Here is a 16,267-nt window from a genome sequence, read left to right as displayed (position 1 = left end):
TACTTATTTGCCTTCGGTTGCTCCGCGTGTCTCGCAGTACCAGCCCTGCAAGTGCAACGCCTCGCCGTTTCGCTCAAAGCCCAAGAAGCTGATCGTGTCACTGAAGCACGCCCGAATGGCCGGCCTGTAGAGCACCAGCGGCTCAGGCTTACTCGCCTTGCCGTTGGTGCCCAGGTACAGCGCGCCGCCGCTGAGTTCCAACATGCCGCCGACCCATGGCTGCTCGCCGAACTCGCGGTCGCTCAACTCGACGCCGCATCGAAACCGCCGCTTCATTCGCACCCTCATAGTACTGGTCAAACATACAGTACAGTCGAGACTCAAATGTGCGACATTCGCGCAAATCTCAGCAAGGCCAAAAATTCCATGTCTCACCTTCGCCACCTGTCCGTCTGGGTCGACGAGCCTGATCCCGGTCGCTTCTTCTGGGTCCTGCACGAGTCGACCGAGGACGCCAGCGTCTGGGTCGATATGGAATCGAGCGCCGAGTCGTTCGTGTCGTGGATGGAAGCCTTCAATGCTGGCTGCATCGCCCTGGTCAGGCAGGTGCCGGACGAGCAGCACGGCCCGCGCGCAGCGGGCGAGGACGAAGACGCTGCGCCGGTCGGGTGACCCACATGGACATACTGAAAAAGCGGTTCGCCGATTTTCAACAGTACCTCGGGCATGACTTCGGGGACGACGATGATGTCGAAGGAGCGGTGCTGTTTGAGACGCTGCCGCTGATCGGCATGGTCGTCCTGCTGTTCAACGCGCTGGAAAAGTCGATCGACAGCGCGATCTGTGAGGCAATCAACGACCGGACCGACTCGGTCGGCCTGCTGGTGATTCACGGCATGCCCTACGGTCAGAAGGTCGATGTGTATGAACGGCTGTGTGAGGACCTGCACGCCACGGTCGAGGGGCCGGTGCCGTCCTTTCAAGGTCTCATTGCCCGGCTGAAGGCTGTGTCGGTGCTGCGCAATCTCGTCGTGCACGCCGACTGGTTGAGCAGCGATGCCAAGGGCTACACGTACACCCGGCTGCACATCAAGCGCGGGGGCATGCGGCAGGAATACGTCCAGCTAACACCTGATTCGATGGGCAAGGTCGCCGCCGCAATCCAGGGAGCTTCGGCTCAATTCGACGCATACTTGGACGAGCGCGGTGAGTTGCTTCGGGACAAGCGGCATGACCCGCCGAAGGTCGACGCGGCCGAGCCGCCGTCTCTACCTGCCTGACGGAGACGATCCGATGAAGCGCGACTGGGACACGATGCGATCCGTTCTCCTCGAAGTGGAGTCGATGACGCGAGAGAAAGCCTTCAATTTCGAGTACCGCGCGCCCATTGCGAGCGATGACCCCGAGGCGATTCGAGCGGTCCACGCCTTCATGTTGGAAGATCACGGCTACCTGAAGGGCATTCGCGCGCCGACCAACGGCGACGATGCGCTGCTGTCGCCCGAACTGACGATGGCAGGCGCTGACCTGCTCGACAGCATCCGCTCGCAGACAGTGTGGGACAAGATGAAAGAAGTCGCGAAGGCGCGCGGCGTTGCAATCGGATTCGATTCGCTTGCAGGCCTAGGCAAGATCGCCATAGCTGCCCTGCTAGAAAATTGATGCCGGCTAGCAGCATCACCTTCGATCAATGGATTCAGATCGCGAACGCCGTAGGCACATGGGTCGCCGGCTTCGGCACGCTCGCCGCCGTCGGCATCTCGCTGTGGCTGGTGCTGGATGCCCGGCGCGTGCGCCTCAAGGTGCGCGTTGGCGTCTATGAGCTGATTCGCGGCGACGGGACATCACGCATGCAGTTCGTGAATTTCGATGTCACCAACCTCGCCGATCGCCCCATCACGATCTCTGCCGTCGGCTGGGTCATCGGCAAGGGCAAGGGGCGGCGGTTCGCATCAGGATGTCTCAGGCATGCTGGCCGACGTGCCCACTCGACTCGACCACGCGCAGAAGGCGAACTACGGTATTGAATTGACCGGCACCGCGTGGCTGGGCTACATCGCCGATTACGTCCAGGACGCCCCGCTGGAGACAATGCGCGGCACTGTCAGCACGTCAGTCGGCATCGATGTCGAGGCCAAGCTGTCCCCGGACCTGACGAAGCGCATTCAGGCGGGTGCTGGACGCGCGTAAAGAGAGTCGGCAGGCGGGCCGAGCCTGAACCCCGTAGCGCATGGGACAGCCTTACACCCGTCAGCACTACGTCCCCCAGTTTCTGCTGCGCCAATGGCACAGCGGGCACGACAACATGCTGACGCTGCAGCAGAGCCTGAGGGGCGAGTTCGTGCATAAGCGCGCCACGGCCAACCAAGTTGGTTTCGCTCGGCACCTGTACTCGACCCCGAAGCCGGGCGGACAGATGGATACCACCGTTGAGCGCGAGTTCATGGGTCCGTACGTCGATGACCCAGCCGCCGCAGTGCACCGCGCGATCCTGGCCGGCGGCATCAGATCATTGGGCGCCGCGCAGCGCAGATACTGGGCGCAGTTCATCGTTTCGCTGCTCGTGCGCGTGCCGAGGATCATGACCGTGTTGCACCAAAGAGCCCGCGCGATCCTCGGGCGAGCAATTGGACGAAGATCCCGAGTTCGGCCGTCAATACGACCCGACCACCACGACGCGGCAGTGGATCGACAAGCACTGGCCCGAGGCTTATGCCGAGGTCGCTGTGGGCGTGCTGCCGCACCTGATCCAGTCAGAAAACCTGCTGGCCCAAGTGACCAAGGGGAGTTGGGCGACTCGCACGCTGACGCCCGGCTGCAGGTTCGACCTGATGATCGGGGACCATCCCTTGTTGTACGTCGGTGCGCTCGATGCGGCGTTCCTGCTCGTCGTGCCGTTGTCGCCGCGCTGCGCGTTCCTCTACTCCGGCGAGGCCAACACCTGGGACAACATCCGCAAGATCAGCGACGCGCAGTTCCCGCGGACCGTGAACATGCACACTGTGACCGCCGCCGCGCGGTACGTCTATGCATCCGATGATCGGCATGTCCGGTTCGTGCGCAGGCACCTGCACGCGTTGCCCTGATCCAGCAGGTCCGCCGCGCCGCCCGCACGCCCTGCCTGGGGCGCTGCCCGCGCCGGCTTGAATCCGGGCCCGCAGTGACGCGCGGCAAGCGTGGGTAATACCATCACAGCGCGGGCAGGCTTGAACGCACGCCCGCAAGGGCTCGTGCAAAAGCCCAGTCACGCCGGACACGCAAGACGCTGATAGCAGGCGACCCCGCGATCTTTCCGGCGCGCGCACCTTGGCCGACGAGGTGCTGCGCAAGCAGCAGCAACGCCAAGCAGAGCGCGGCAGCACGCGCACGGACCCTGGGGCTCGACGCTGAGTGTCAGGAGGGTGAAGTCGCCGGAGCTGCCAGCAACCGGCCCAGCAAGGCGCCAGATCGGGCCATAGCGGGCATCTTTGCCCGAAAGCAGCACTGCATAGCCCTTTGACCTGGAGCAGCCCCTACACGTTTGGAGGCCCTGCACAGCACAGTTCTGACCGATTTGGGGGCGTACGTGGGGGCGTAATCCGCCGATCTAACCGAACCTTCTACATCTGCTGCGGGCTCCAAGATGGTATTAGATTCCCTTCACCCGCTCCACTGATCCATCGATCCATCTATCCCTGATCACCGATCTGTCCCCCGAAGGGGGCGGTCCATGGTGGATCAAATCAATCCCAGCCTCTTCAACCCCGCACCACATGAGCGCGGATGTCCCCCGTCGGGCCGTCGATCCAGCCATGGGGCCGGGCCTTCGACACCATGATGTCGAGGTTCGCCAGCCACTGCGGCGTCGCCAGCGGTCCGGCCAGCGCCCGCAAGCCGCGCTGGGACACCCAGCAGGCTTGATCGCCTTCAAAACGTGCCGTGCCGGCGAAGTCCTGCAAGACGCGGTCCTTCACGTCCGATGCCCCGTGAATGACGACCTTGAACGCCTTGAAATCGTCCGGCGATTGCAGGGACAGCGTACCGTCGGTCCAATGTATTTCCATGGGGATCAGGTGGATCTTTGACGGGGTGGTCAGTTTCGTGGGCGAGGCCGGGTCGCCTGGATCGAGGGATGCGTCGACATCCGGGCGAACCATTCGGCAAGCGCGCTGCGCTGCGGGCGCCATGCCCGTTCCGGAAAGCGGAAGTCCAGGTAGCCGAGTGCGCAGGCAACGCTGAGCGTGCCGATGTCCAATCGCTCGCCGAGCGAAGGAGCAGCACGCTCCAGGGACTGCAGGACCGACTCGACCTTGGCCCACTGCGCGGCCTCCCAGCCCTCCCACCGGTACTGCGCAGGGCGCGCATTGGCTTCATAGCGCATGAGGACCGCCGCGTCCAGCAGGCCATCCGCGAGGGACTGCCAGGTCAGTGCCTCCCAGCGCGCAGGCCCCTCTCGCGGAAAGATGCGGCCTTCGCCAAGGCGATCCAGGTATTCACAGATCACACGGCTGTCGCTCAGCACGCTGCCGTCATCCAGGATGAGCGCAGGCACCTGGCCCAGGGGGTTGAAGCGCACCAGGTTGCCGTCGCGCCGGACGGGATGGGCGTCCTGCGCCAGCCGCTCGACGCGACTCTCCAGGTCCAGCTCGTGGACCACGATATTGACCTTGCGCACAAAGGGGGAGCTCGTCGAATCGAACAGCTGCATATCGGGCGCCGCTCAGATCGGCTCGGCTTCGCTCCTGGGATAAGGCATGCCGGCACGCGTCACGCCCTGCCCGGCCAGCGCCTCGATGTCGTCTTCGCCGTATCCGAGCTCGCGAAGGATCTCGGCGCTGTGCTCGCCAAGCGCCGGCGGCGGCCGGTAGTTCGAGGGCGGTGTTCCATGCCATTCGCTCGGGACCGCCGTCTCGCGGATCACGCCGAGGGATGGCACGTCCTGCTCGCGGAAAAAGCCGATGTCCTTGAGGTGCGGATCGTCGAGCAGGGTCTCGAAGGTATGGACCGGGAACACCGGGATATCGGCGGACTTGAGCAACTCGCGCCACTGCGCAGTGCTCTTGAGTGCAAGGTGCTGCTCGACGAACGCATTGAGTTCATCGGCGTGCTGCGTGCGCGTCGTGATGTTGGCCAGCCGGGGATCCGTCTCGTACATGTCTCCCATGCCCAGGATCTCCAGGAACGCCTTCCAGTGGTGGTCCTGGTAGATGACGCAGCACACATGGGCGTCCAAGGTGCGAAAGGGCCGGCGTGCCGGCGACAGCAGGCGCGGGTAGCCAAAGTCGCCCCGGGCCGGGACGAACTTCTCTCCATAGAGATGGTCGCCGAGCACATAGGGCACCATCGTCTCGAACATGGGCACGTCGACCCGCTGGCCGCGGCCGGTCTTCTCGCGTGCGTACAAGGCCGACGCGATCACGCCGAAGGCGTAGAGGCCGACGGACCGGTCGGCCAGGTTGATGGGAATGAAGCGCGGCGTCCCGTCCACGCTGGGCGCCATGGCGCTGGGCATCGCAGTCGCGGCCTGGATGAGGTCGTCGAACGCGGGTGACGGCGCGTACCGGCCGCGCTGCGAAAAGCCGAACATGCCCACGTAGATGAGGCGCGGGTTGAGCGCGCTCAGGGCCTCGTAGGTCAGGCCCAATCGCTCCATCGCCGCTGGCCGGACGTTGTAGGTCAGCACGTCCGCCTTTGCCACGAGTTTGCGCAGGACCTCCAGGCCTTCAGGCGTCTTCAGGTTCAGCACGAGGCTGCGCTTGTTTCGGTTCAGGCCCAGGTAGATCGGTCCCATGCGCTCGTCGCCCGCGGGTCCGATCTTGCGCGTGGCATCGCCGGCCGGGGGTTCGATCTTCACCACGTCGGCGCCCAGGTCCGCGAGCATCTGGGTGGCGGACGGGCCCATGAGCACCGCCGTGATGTCCACCACACGCACGCCCGCCAGAGGTCCGGAGAATTCCATGAAGGTCCTTGTCTGTGTATGTGTGTCTCGGGTCGCTGCTGCTTCAGCGCATGTACAGGCCGCCGTTCACATCGATGGTGGCCCCGGTGATGTAGCCGGCGTCGACCGAGGCGAGCCAGGCAACGGCCGCGGCAATCTCGCGCGGCAGCCCGACGCGGCCCAGCGGAATGCCCTGGACATGCTCGTACTTCTCGCCGGCACGCTCGGCCGGCACGGTCGACCGCAGCATCTGGGTGTCGATCGGACCGGGCGCAATGGCGTTCACGGTGATGGCCTGGCTGGCGAGCTCGCGCGCGCAAACCTTTGTCAATGCGAGCACCGCGCCCTTGGAGGCGCTGTAGGCGGCGCCTGCGGCCAGGCCGCCCTGCTGTCCGGCCAGCGAGGCGATGGTGATGATCCGCCCATGCGCCACCGGGACGGCTGCGCGGCGTCGTGCCATCTCGCGGATGCACAGGAAGGTGCCGCGCGCATTGACGGCGTTGACCCCCTCCCACTCGTGCAGCGAGAGATCCGTCAGCAGAACGCGGCCGGGCACGGCCCCTGTGCTCAGGAGCCCGGCGAAGCAGCCCAGCACGCCGACCGGCCCCAGGTCGCGCTCGACCCCATCGAACGCCGAACGCACGGAGGCCTCGTCGCTGACGTCCATCCCGATGCCCCGATGTCCGGAGCCCGGCAGCGATTCGGCCACCTTGTGCGCCCGCACCGGGTCGAGGTCGGCGATGACCACGGTCATGCCGTCGGCGGCGAAAAGCTCGGCCGTGGCGTGCGCGAGGCCGCCGGTGCCGCCGGTCAGCAACGCAACGCGCCTGGTTGGTTCACTCGGCATCATCGATTCCTTCAAGCCACGGACGGGCTGGCGGGTGGCCCATACACGCCTTCTTCCAGCATGGCCTTGGAGCCCAGGTCGGCGCCGTGCCAGCGCGTGAAGTAGCCTGCGGTGAGCCCGCCGTCCACCGCCAGCGTCGAGCCGTTGATGTAGGACGCACCGTCGGACAAGAGGAACAAGGTGGCGTGGGCCTGCTCGTCGGCGCGCGAGAAGCGCCCCAGCGGGACGCGATCCACCATCGCGTTCTGCACGTGTTCGGGCGGCGCCACCTTGCGCAACAAGGGCGTATCCACCACGCCCGGCGCCACCGCGTTGACGCGCACGCCGTGGCGGCCCCATTCGATGGCCAGAGAGCGCGTCAGCCCCACGACGCCGTGCTTGGACGCGGCATAGTGCGAGCGCCCTGCATGGCCGCCCAGCGCGTCGGTCGATGCGATCGTCACGATCGCGCCGCGGCCGCGCGCCAGCATGCGCCGACCCACCGGGCGAACGCTGTGGAAGACTCCGCTGAGGTTGATGTCGATCACCAGGTCCCACGTCTCCTCCGCCATCTGCTCGGCCGGCTCGGGGCGCGAGACGCCGGCGCACGCAGCCAGGCCGTCGATCGGCCCGAACTCGCGCTCGATGGCATCGACGGCGGCCTCGCAGCCGGCCTTGTCCCGAACATCCACGGCGCGGGCGACGACCGCGGCGCCAGGCATGGCCTTGAGTTCCGTCAATGCGGCGTCGATCTGTTGCGTGGAGCTGTCCAGCAGCGCGACGCGCGCGCCCTGCCGAAGCGCCTCTCGCGCGACCGCCAGGCCAATGCCCGAAGCGCCCCCGGTGACCGCGATGACGCGGCCTGCAAGTCCATAGTCCATGTGTTGTTCCTTCGATCGGGTCAGCGATGCCGCTGGTATTCGGCCTTGTAGCCAAGGCGCATGGAGAGGCCCGCCGCCACGGCGCGCAGCCGCTCGACAGCGCAATCGTCGACGCGAAACTCCTTCGCGTCGCCGAGCATGGCGATGGCGAGGACGATGGCGCCCTTGGCATCGAACACCGGTGCGGCCACTGCCGTCACCGGGTGTTCGTTCACGCCAGGCGTCATGGCATCGGTGATGGTGCCGACGCCGCGGGCGCGCACCTCGCGCAGGTAGTTCTCGACATCGTCGCGGGTGCGAAAGCGCCGTTCGTCGCCCGGCTCCTGCTGCTCCAGTTCCTGGTCGAGGTACGGCCCGGTCACCTCGCGCGGCGCGTACGCCGCGAACAGCGCGCCCGTCGACGAGCCAAGCAGGGAGACCACCAGCCCGCAGCGCACGCTGGTGCGCAGCGGCCGGCTCGACTCGCGCCACCAGATCATGGTGGGGCCCAGGTTGCCCCATACCGAGATGCCGACCGTGCGATCGGTTTCACGGCCGAGCTCATCCGTCAAGGGACGCGCTGCATGGATCGCCGACAGCGTCGCGACGTTGGCCTCGTCGACGGCCCCCGGCGCCACCGGCTCGTGCGCGTGGACCACCATGTACTTCCCGCTGCGAAGCGCCAGCGGCTGGCGCCCATGATTGCGGATGCGCAGGACGCGCCCGAGGAAAACGACATGATCGCCGCCCGGATACGTCGCCTCGCGACGGCACTCCATCTGCGCGACGCAGCCCTCGAGCAGCGGCACGCCGTCCGCGCTTGGCGTGAACGCCACGCCGTCGAACTGGTCGGCCGCCGACTTGGCGAAGCGCTGCGACAGCACGATCTGGTCTTCCGCGAGGATGTTGACCACGAAATGGTCGGCGGTGCTGTAGATCGGGAAGTTCGACGCGTTGAGCCTCAGGCTCCACAGGATCAGCGGCGGGTCCAGCGAGACCGAGCTGAAGGAGTTGGCGGTCAGCCCGTAGCGGCGCCCGTCCGGCCCCACGGTCGTGATGACGGTGACGCCGGTGATGAACTCACCCAGGCAGCGACGGAAGTCGACCGAGCTGAACTCGGTGACCGTGCCGGCATCTCCAGTGCTTGCAACGGCGCTCATGGATGCTCAACCGACCTTGCGCGGGGCCGCCTCGTGCTGTGCGAAGGCCTTGTCGGCTGCGCCGCGCCGCAGGGCCTTGAACTCCTCGACCCGTTCGGCCATCACGTTGTAGGTGGCGATGCGATTGGCATTGGCGCCACTGAAGTGCGGCATGACGTAGCGCGCATAGAGCTCGAAGGACTTCATGGTCTGGTCCCAGTCGGCCCAGTCCACGTGCTGCGCCAGGAACACGCCGAACTGACCCTGCTTGCCGCGCAGCCGCTCGATCATGGCGATGGCGTCCTCGGGCGTTCCGATGACGGCACGGCCGGAATCGATCAGGATATCGACCGGATCCCGGCCATCCTTCGGGAAGGGGTTGGGCGAGGCCATGTCGTAGTAGCGCACCCAGCGGTCGAGGCCGTGGCGGACGTTCTCGAGCGCCTTCTCGCGTGTCTCGGCAATGTGTACCGGCGCAACCAGGCGCAGCTTGGCCGGGTCCATGGTGTTGCCGTACTGGGCAGCCACCTCGTTGGCGATCTTCCAGTTGCTTGCCAGCACGTCGAATGCACCCACCTGGGACGCGGCAACGCACAACATGGACATGCCGAACTTTCCGGCGGCGCGTCCGCCGGAGGGCGTTCCGGCGCTGGCGACGGCCATCTCCAGCGGCTGCGAGTACGGCAGCAGGTGGGCGCGCGCCTCGACGAGGTTGAACCAGTCGGTCCTGGCAGTCACGGACTCGCCGCGCAGCAGCCGGACGATCACGTCGATCGCCTCGAGCAGCATGTCGCGCGTCTTCTCCGGATCGATGCCCATCATCAGCGCATCGGACATCAACAACCCGGGACCGAAGCCGAAGGACACGCGGCCCATCGTCTGGTGATCGAGCTGCGCGATCCGGTTGGCGACCACGAGGGGGTTGTGATACGGCAGCGTCATCACACCGGTGCCGAAGCGGATGCGGCGCGTGACCTCGGCAGCCGCCGCAATGAACAGGTCAGGAGACGCAATGATCTCGAAGCCGCCCGAGTGATGCTCACCCACCCACAGCTCGGCGAACCCCAGTTTGTCCAGATGCTGTGCCAGCTCGATGTCGCGGCGCAGCCACGTGGTGGGGCTTTCCTCGTTCGGATGGTAGGGGGCGAGGAACACGCCGTGCTGGAGGGGAATCTGTGACATTGGGTCTCCTGTCTGGACTTCGGAATGACGATGGTCGCAAGGCAAAGCGAATTGACCTGGCAGGGTCGAGTGGACAATGGTCTTAAAGATCTGTCAATAGTACTTGTTTGAATTCGAAAGATCCAGGAGAGACATCCTCGGGCCGGCTCACCAGCACGCTTCCAGCAGCGCACGCAGCTGCGCCGGGCCTTCAACCCGACGCGGATTGCGCTGCAGGAAGTGGTCGGCGCCGGCATCGGCGACAACCCCGTCGAAGTCGGCGTGCTGCAGGCCCGTGTCGCGCAAGTGCCGTGGCAGGCCCAGGCCGACGAACAGGCTTTCAAGCGCTTCGATCACCTTCGTCGTCGGCTCCGCGCCGGTCGATGGCGGGAGGCTGGCCCGTACCTTCCACAAGCGCTCGTGCGTTGCCGGAAGGTTGAACCGCATGGTGTGCGGCAGCACGATGGCGTTGACGATGCCATTGGGCACTTGGCTGCGGTGGCCGATGGCGTGGCCCAGCACCGAAGCGAGCCCCCCTCCGGCCTGGTCGGTGCCCTGCCCGCACAGGACGGCCGCCAGCACGAGTCGCGCCCGCCGCGATGCGTCGTGCGGCTCATCGCGCATTGCCGGCAAATCCTGCGCCAGCAGCCGCAGTGCATGCATCAGCAAGGCATCGGACAAGGGGTCGCTGTCTTGCGACTCCAAGCCTTCCACCGCCATGGCCAGTGCGTTCAAGGCAGCGGAGCAGACCAAGGCCGCAGGCGCCGTGGCGAGCAAGGCGTGATCGATGAACACCGCCTTTGCGCGTGTCTTCGGATCGAACAACGCAAGGCGGTCGCCGTCGGCGCCCTGGACCGCGCTACCGGCCTTCACGCAAGCCGTGGTGGGCGTGGTCGGCAAGACGAACTGGGGCAGCTTCGGCTTGCCGAGCCGCGGACTGCGCATCCGGCCGTCGCCGTCGATGCGGCTGGCCAGGTCGCTCACACGGCCTCCTTCCGCGGCGAGGACGCTCGCAGCGCGTGCCGTCACGATGGCCGAGCCACCCCCCAGCGCGACCACCGCGTCAGCCCTTGCGTTCGCGATGCGCGCTGCGCCCTCCTCCACGCTGGCGACCGGGCTGTGCCCGAGCACCCCCCGGAAGACCTCGGCCAGGCGGTCGCCCAGCGCTTGCGCGACCCGGTCCAACGCGCCGCCCGGCTGGCTCAGCGTGGTGCCGCAAAAGACGATGGCCCGGCGGCATGCCAGGCGGTCGAGCTCGCGCGGCAACGCCTCCAGGGCCCGTTCGCCACAGTGAAGCCTCAACTCGGCAGTGTGATGCTGGAAGCCCGTCATGCTGGTGCTGGAAAGAACGTGCCGAGTCTAGGCTAGTGCTATAAGATTGTCATTAGTCTTTCTAGACAACCCGCAGGAGACCCGGATGTCACTCGCAGCCGCCTATGCCCCCGCAAGCATGAACCACGCCCCGCTGCGAGCCGGGCCGATCACCCTGTACGCGCAGCTCGCGGGCATCCTGCGCGACCGCATCGTCACGGGGCTGTGGAAGCCCGGGGACGAGATTCCCACGCTCGAGCAACTGGTCGACGAGTTCGCGGTGGCACGGGTCACCGTCCGCCAGGCAATCCAGATCCTGGTGGAGGAAGGCCTCCTGTCGAGCCAGCGCGGCCGCCGCACATGCGTGACCTTCGATCCCGCCAGTGTCGACGCCCCGCTGTTCTCTTCCACCGGCTCGATGGACGGCGAGGGCGACGGCAACAGCTATTCGATCAAGGTGCTCTCCCACCAGGAGTTCGACCAGTTGCCAACGCAGTTCGCCGGTCTGGGCACGCCCGCCGGAAAGTACGTTCGCATCCGCAAGATCGATGGCCTGAACGGCACGCCCTACACGGTGTCGGACAACTATGTGGCCTTGTCGCTGTACCAGCGCTTTCCTTCCGGCAGCGAGCACACCATCAAGCTGAGCCGCCTGGTGCGCGACAACGCCCGGCCGCCGCTCACGTCCGCCATCGAGCGCACCTCGATCTCGGTGGCGACCTATGAGGACGCAACCCATCTGCAGGTGGCGGTCGGCAGCCCGGTGGCACACGTGATGCGGGCCTTCTTCGCGCCCAATCGCCAGTTGGTCTACCTCGGGGTGCTCGTCTATCGCGCGGACCGCTTCGCGGTCGAGCGTGACGTCAGCTACGCACTGGCAGTGGCACCCGGCCAGGCGGACCGCACGAGCGACCCGAGGCCCCTCATGCACGGCGCACCGGCGACCCGCCCAGGTGGCCGTGGCGGTTGAGCCCGCCCACCTTCTCAGACCAGGCCGGACCTTTCGCCCAGCCCTTCCATCGTGTCGGCGAACTCGTCGAGGATGTCATAGATCACCTGGCGAACCGAGCTTTCGTGGTTGATGGTTCCCACGATCTGGCCGACCGGGCACGTCATGTAGTCCAGCGCGCGCGCACGGTCGATGCGCAGGCGAGCCTCGACATTCAGCACGCTTTGCCAGGGCATGGGCAGGGGCTTGGGCGCATCGGGCTGCAACCATGCCTCGGTGTACTTGCTGCGCAGCATGCGCCCGGGCTTGCCGGTCTTCGACCGCGTCTGCACGGCGTCACCCGATCGGGCCTTGAACAGCAACTGTTTCATCTCGTCGGTCAGGTCGCTCTCACGGGTGCCGTGCCAGATCGAGCCGCACCAGATGCCCTGCGCACCCAGTGCAAACGCAGCGACCATCTGGCGGCCCCGGCCGATGCCGCCGGCCGCCAGGACCGGCATGGGCGCGACCGCGTCCACGACCTCCGGCCAGAGGACCATCGAGCTCACCACGCCGGTATGGCCGGCCGCTTCCGTTCCCTGGGCGATCACGAGGTCGAGCCCGGCCTCCTTGTGCTTGAGGGCGTGTTCGACCTTGCCCGTCATGGCGCCGACCTTGATGCCCTGCGCGTGCAGGCGCTCGAGGATGGGACGCGGCGGCGAGCCGAGCGCACTCACGACCAGTTTCACGTTGGGGTGCCGCAAGGCGACATCGAGCAGCTCGCCTGCAAATTCGGGCGTCATGTGCAGGCGGCCCAGCTCGGCCTGCATCAGCTCCTCCCGCTCCGCGGCCGGAAGTGGAGGAATGCCCGCCGCATCGAGCAGATCACGCTGCCACTTCACATGGTCGGGCGAAAGACGGGCCGGATCGAGGGACGCCTCGCCCACGGTTTCGTACTTCTGCGGCAACAGCAGGTTGACGCCATAAGGCTTGTCGCCCACCTCCTCGTCGATCCACTTGAGCTCCCACTCGAGCTCCTGAGGGGTGTAGTAAGCCGTTCCGAGACAGCCCAATCCACCTGCCTTGGTGATCTCGGCCACGACGTTGCGGCAGTGGGAAAACCCGAAGACCGGGATCTCGATGTTGAACATGCTGCACATGGCGTTCTGGGTCACTTCGACTCCTTTGGAAGGGCATGGAAGACGGCGCGAGGCCGCCCGGAAAAGTCCGGGACTGAACATCTCGCCCGGAAGTTCCGATAATGGTACATTAAGCACACCGGATTGAAAACTGGTCTCCAAGAATGCTGCAAGACAAGCCACTCACCGGCCCGCTCTCGGGCCTGAAGATCGTCGATCTCACCGCCGTCCTGATGGGGCCGTCCGCCACGCAGATGCTCGCCGACCTGGGGGCGGACGTCATCAAGGTCGAGACCGCCGTGGGCGACGCGACCAGGAAGATCGGGCCCCAGGGAGACGCGGGCATGGGCCCTGTCTTCCTTGCCGCCAATCGCAACAAGCGCAGCATCGTGCTGGACCTGGCACAGCCCGCTGGCCGAGAGGCCTTCCTGCGGCTGGCGAAGGACGCGGACGTGCTCACGACCAATGTCCGTCCCGATGGGATGAAGCGCCTGCGCCTGACCTACCAGGACGTGGCCGAGGTCAACGACCGGATCATCTACGTGAGCATGGTCGGCTTCTCGCAGCGCGGCCGCTATGCCCGCTCGCCCGCTTTCGACGACCTGATCCAGGCCGCCACCGCCCTGCCGTGGGCCGTTGCCGCCAACACCGACGACGAGCCGCACTACGTGCCCGTGAACATCGCCGATCGCTCCGTTGGCCTTTACGCCTTCGGCATCGTGCTCGCCGCGCTGTACAGCCGCGACCGGACCGGCAAGGGCCAGCAGGTGGACGTGCCCATGTTCGAGACCATGGTTCCCTACGTGCTCGGCGACCATCTCTATGGCCAGAAATTCCTGCCGCCCCAGGGCGACTTCGGCTATCCCCGCCTGCTGGCCAAGGCCCGTCAGCCGTACCGCACCAAGGATGCCTGGGTGTGCTGCGCCATCTACCACGACCATCACTGGAAGGCGTTCCTGGAGGTGGTCGGCATGGGCCACCTGTGGGGCACGGACCCGCGACTGACCACCATGACCACGCGCACGGCGCACAGCGAAGAGCTCAACGCGTTCGTGCGCGACCAGCTCGTCCTGCGCACAACGGCGCAATGGCAGGAGGCGCTGGCCTCGGCCGACATCCCGGTGTTTCCCATGAACACCTTCGAAAGCCTGCTGGACGACCCCCATCTGCATGACATCGGCTTCTTCTCGGAAGTCGACCATCCGCACGTGGGCAAGATCCGGGAGATGGCGGTTCCCAGCGAATGGCACGGCACTCCGCCGGCGAACTACCGTCCCCCGCCCCTGCAGGGAGAACAGAGCGCCGAGATACTGCGCGACGTCGGGTACAGCGAGTCGCAGATCGAGCAGATGCTGAAGGATGGCATCACCCGGCAGCCGCCCGCGAGCCCCGCGTGCTAGAGCCGCCGAGCCGGAACCATTTGCCCACAACTGCCGAGGTCGACATGACATGCAATCGCCGAACCGCCACTGCCGCCCTGCTGGCCTTCCTGGGAACGACCGGCGCGCGCGCACAGCAGGTCACGAAGTTCGTCACCGGCAGCGCGCCCGGCGGCGGGACCGACATCCTCACCCGCCTGCTGGCCGACCACATGGGCCGCGTGATGGGCCGAACCATCATCGTGGAGAACAAGCCCGGCGCCTCCTACAACATTGCCGCGGACCACGTGGCCAAGGCGGCACCCGACGGCAACACGGCACTCGTGACCTTCAACGTCCATCCCATCGCGGGCGCGCTGCACCCCAGCCTGCCCTTCGATCCGGTGGCCAGTTTCCAGGCGGTGGGCATCATCGCGACCACGCCCTATGCGCTGGTTGCCACGCCATCCCTGCCCGGCTCCAACCTCAAGGAGGTTCTCGACCTGGCGCGCAGCCAGGGCCGCTCGCTCACCTTTGCGTCCATCGGCATCGGGACGCCGCAACACCTGATGCTGGAGCGCCTGAAGCAGCAGAGCGGCGTGGACATCCGGATGGTTCACTACAAGAACCCGTCGCTCGGCCAATCGGACGTGACGGCCGGCCATGTCGACTTCACGCTGTCGACCATCGCGTTCTGCGAACCGCTGGTGCGCGCCGGACGGATGAAGTTGCTGGCGGTGACCAGCCTGCAGCGCCTGCCCGAGCTCCCGGATGCCCCGACCGTCAAGGAAATGGGTTACCAGGGCTTCGTCACGGACGGTTGGTACGCGATGCTGCTGCCCGCCCGCACGCCGCCGGCCATCGCGAAGACCTACAACGAAGCGCTCAACAAGGTGCTCGCCGACCCGGCAGTGCTTCAGAAGTTCAAGGCTTCCAACCTGGTGGCCACGCCCGGCAAGCCTGAGGTGCTCGACCGGCAGATCCGCGAAGACGCCGCCATGTGGAAGAAGGTCATCACCGAACAGGGCATCAAGCCGGAGTGAGGCCGGCGCCCGCATCCCCGTGGTCCGCAGCCAGCGAGACCAGCACCTTGCCGCGGTTGTGCCCCTGCAGCATCCCGATGAAGGCGGCGGGCGCGCTGGCCAGCCCCTGGCTCACGTCCTCGCGCATGCGGATGCGCCCCTCGGACCACCAGCGTGCCATGTCGCGCTCGAATGCGCCGCGCAAGTGCAAGTGGTCCGAGGTGATGTAGCCGCGAATCGTCAGGCGCTGGGTCAGTAGCCGGTACCAGCCTGGGCCCGTGGCCTGCGGCTCGTTGTATTCGGAGATGAGGCCGCACACCACGATGCGTCCGCCACGCGCCATGAGGGGCCACACCGCGTCACGCGACGCACCGCCGGCATTCTCGAAGCTCACGTCGACGCCATCGGGGCAGGCGTGCGCGAGGGCCTGTGCCAGCTCGGGGTCACGGTGGTCCGCGCAGGCGTCGAAGCCGAATTCCTCGACCGCGGCGCGCCGCTTCTCCGCACCTCCGGCGATGCCCACGACACGGCACCCCTGGAGCCGGGCGATCTGCCCCACCACCGAACCCACGGCGCCGGCGGCGGCGCTCACCACCACCGTCTCGCCGCGCTCGGGACGGCCATGCTCGAGCAGCCCGATGTAGGCTGCAAGGCCGGAGGTGCCCA

Annotated in this window: 20 protein-coding genes and 1 pseudogene; 10 read left to right on the top strand and 11 right to left on the bottom strand. The window is 66.6% G+C overall.

The genetic code is table 11. The annotated features are described in order from the left end of the window. Positions 1-3: 3 nt before the first annotated feature. Positions 4-246, bottom strand: a complete 243-nt coding sequence (locus tag APY03_RS29370; RefSeq protein WP_146039360.1) for a hypothetical protein — start codon at positions 244-246, stop codon at positions 4-6. A gap of 120 nt (positions 247-366) precedes the next feature. On the opposite strand from APY03_RS29370, the gene APY03_RS29365 reads away from it, so the two are divergent. The 7 genes and pseudogenes from APY03_RS29365 (at position 367) to APY03_RS44750 (ending at position 3,026) form a co-directional block, all read left to right on the top strand. Further along, the gene (locus APY03_RS29365; protein ID WP_083944645.1) at positions 367-612 is read left to right on the top strand and encodes a hypothetical protein; all 246 of its coding nucleotides are present in this window, start codon (positions 367-369) and stop codon (positions 610-612) included. 5 nt (positions 613-617) lie between these two features. Further along, a complete protein-coding gene (locus APY03_RS29360) occupies positions 618-1,220 on the top strand; it encodes a hypothetical protein (protein WP_068682565.1) in 603 nt (200 codons plus the stop codon). Between the two features lie 13 nt (positions 1,221-1,233). Beyond that, positions 1,234-1,602 carry a DUF2513 domain-containing protein gene (locus tag APY03_RS29355; RefSeq protein WP_068682563.1) on the top strand — a complete coding sequence of 123 codons (369 nt, stop codon included), beginning with the start codon at positions 1,234-1,236 and terminating at the stop codon, positions 1,600-1,602. Further along, the gene (locus APY03_RS29350; RefSeq protein ID WP_068682561.1) at positions 1,602-1,967 is read left to right on the top strand and encodes a hypothetical protein; all 366 of its coding nucleotides are present in this window, start codon (positions 1,602-1,604) and stop codon (positions 1,965-1,967) included. Before APY03_RS29355 ends, APY03_RS29350 begins: the two co-directional genes overlap by 1 nt. Continuing rightward, positions 1,909-2,130: a hypothetical protein gene (locus tag APY03_RS41890; protein WP_146039359.1), complete on the top strand. Its 222-nt coding sequence runs from the start codon at positions 1,909-1,911 to the stop codon at positions 2,128-2,130. The genes APY03_RS29350 and APY03_RS41890 overlap by 59 nt, the downstream gene beginning before the upstream one ends. Before the next feature lie 40 nt (positions 2,131-2,170). Further along, a pseudogene (locus tag APY03_RS45760) lies at positions 2,171-2,512 on the top strand (DUF4238 domain-containing protein); the annotation flags it as partial. 55 nt (positions 2,513-2,567) lie between these two features. Beyond that, on the top strand, positions 2,568-3,026 hold the full coding sequence (locus APY03_RS44750) for a hypothetical protein (protein ID WP_068682559.1): 459 nt from the start codon (positions 2,568-2,570) through the stop codon (positions 3,024-3,026). Positions 3,027-3,677: 651 nt separating this feature from the next. Here APY03_RS44750 and APY03_RS29340 read toward each other — a convergent pair. The 8 genes from APY03_RS29340 to APY03_RS29305 form a co-directional block, all read right to left on the bottom strand. Continuing rightward, positions 3,678-3,983 (bottom strand): hypothetical protein, encoded by a 306-nt coding sequence (locus APY03_RS29340; RefSeq protein WP_068682555.1) that lies wholly within the window; start codon positions 3,981-3,983, stop codon positions 3,678-3,680. 29 nt (positions 3,984-4,012) lie between these two features. Further along, a complete protein-coding gene (locus tag APY03_RS29335) occupies positions 4,013-4,627 on the bottom strand; it encodes a glutathione S-transferase (protein ID WP_068682554.1) in 615 nt (204 codons plus the stop codon). A gap of 12 nt (positions 4,628-4,639) precedes the next feature. After that, positions 4,640-5,878: a CaiB/BaiF CoA transferase family protein gene (locus APY03_RS29330; RefSeq protein WP_068682552.1), complete on the bottom strand. Its 1,239-nt coding sequence runs from the start codon at positions 5,876-5,878 to the stop codon at positions 4,640-4,642. 43 nt (positions 5,879-5,921) lie between these two features. Then, positions 5,922-6,704 carry an SDR family NAD(P)-dependent oxidoreductase gene (locus APY03_RS29325; RefSeq protein WP_068682720.1) on the bottom strand — a complete coding sequence of 261 codons (783 nt, stop codon included), beginning with the start codon at positions 6,702-6,704 and terminating at the stop codon, positions 5,922-5,924. A gap of 11 nt (positions 6,705-6,715) precedes the next feature. Beyond that, positions 6,716-7,564 (bottom strand): SDR family NAD(P)-dependent oxidoreductase, encoded by an 849-nt coding sequence (locus tag APY03_RS29320; protein ID WP_068682550.1) that lies wholly within the window; start codon positions 7,562-7,564, stop codon positions 6,716-6,718. A 20-nt stretch (positions 7,565-7,584) separates the two neighbouring features. Further along, complete coding sequence (locus tag APY03_RS42810) at positions 7,585-8,703, bottom strand: flavin reductase (RefSeq protein WP_068682548.1); 1,119 nt, start codon at positions 8,701-8,703, stop codon at positions 7,585-7,587. 6 nt (positions 8,704-8,709) lie between these two features. Continuing rightward, complete coding sequence (locus APY03_RS29310; RefSeq protein WP_068682546.1) at positions 8,710-9,864, bottom strand: LLM class flavin-dependent oxidoreductase; 1,155 nt, start codon at positions 9,862-9,864, stop codon at positions 8,710-8,712. Between the two features lie 147 nt (positions 9,865-10,011). Then, entirely contained in the window at positions 10,012-11,175 is a 1,164-nt protein-coding gene (locus tag APY03_RS29305; RefSeq protein WP_068682544.1) for an iron-containing alcohol dehydrogenase family protein, read from the bottom strand. An 85-nt stretch (positions 11,176-11,260) separates the two neighbouring features. Between APY03_RS29305 and APY03_RS29300 the strand changes: the two genes are divergently transcribed. Next, positions 11,261-12,124 (top strand): GntR family transcriptional regulator, encoded by an 864-nt coding sequence (locus APY03_RS29300; protein WP_068682542.1) that lies wholly within the window; start codon positions 11,261-11,263, stop codon positions 12,122-12,124. A gap of 14 nt (positions 12,125-12,138) precedes the next feature. Here the strand turns inward: APY03_RS29300 and APY03_RS29295 are convergent, their stop codons facing one another. Further along, a complete protein-coding gene (locus tag APY03_RS29295; protein ID WP_232081301.1) occupies positions 12,139-13,257 on the bottom strand; it encodes an NAD(P)H-dependent flavin oxidoreductase in 1,119 nt (372 codons plus the stop codon). 128 nt (positions 13,258-13,385) lie between these two features. On the opposite strand from APY03_RS29295, the gene APY03_RS29290 reads away from it, so the two are divergent. Both APY03_RS29290 and APY03_RS29285 read left to right on the top strand, forming a co-directional pair. Then, positions 13,386-14,621, top strand: coding sequence for a CaiB/BaiF CoA transferase family protein (locus APY03_RS29290; RefSeq protein WP_068682540.1), 1,236 nt, complete (start codon positions 13,386-13,388; stop codon positions 14,619-14,621). A gap of 44 nt (positions 14,622-14,665) precedes the next feature. After that, positions 14,666-15,622: a Bug family tripartite tricarboxylate transporter substrate binding protein gene (locus APY03_RS29285; RefSeq protein WP_068682537.1), complete on the top strand. Its 957-nt coding sequence runs from the start codon at positions 14,666-14,668 to the stop codon at positions 15,620-15,622. Here APY03_RS29285 and APY03_RS44745 read toward each other — a convergent pair. Beyond that, positions 15,609-16,267 (bottom strand): MDR family NADP-dependent oxidoreductase (locus tag APY03_RS44745; RefSeq protein WP_232324463.1); only part of this gene is annotated, 659 nt, incomplete at its 5' end. The two genes, APY03_RS29285 and APY03_RS44745, sit on opposite strands and share 14 nt — an antisense overlap.

The organism is Variovorax sp. WDL1, from assembly GCF_001541225.1.
GTDB lineage: Bacteria > Pseudomonadota > Gammaproteobacteria > Burkholderiales > Burkholderiaceae_C > Variovorax.
This window is presented reverse-complemented; position numbering and strand designations above follow the sequence as displayed.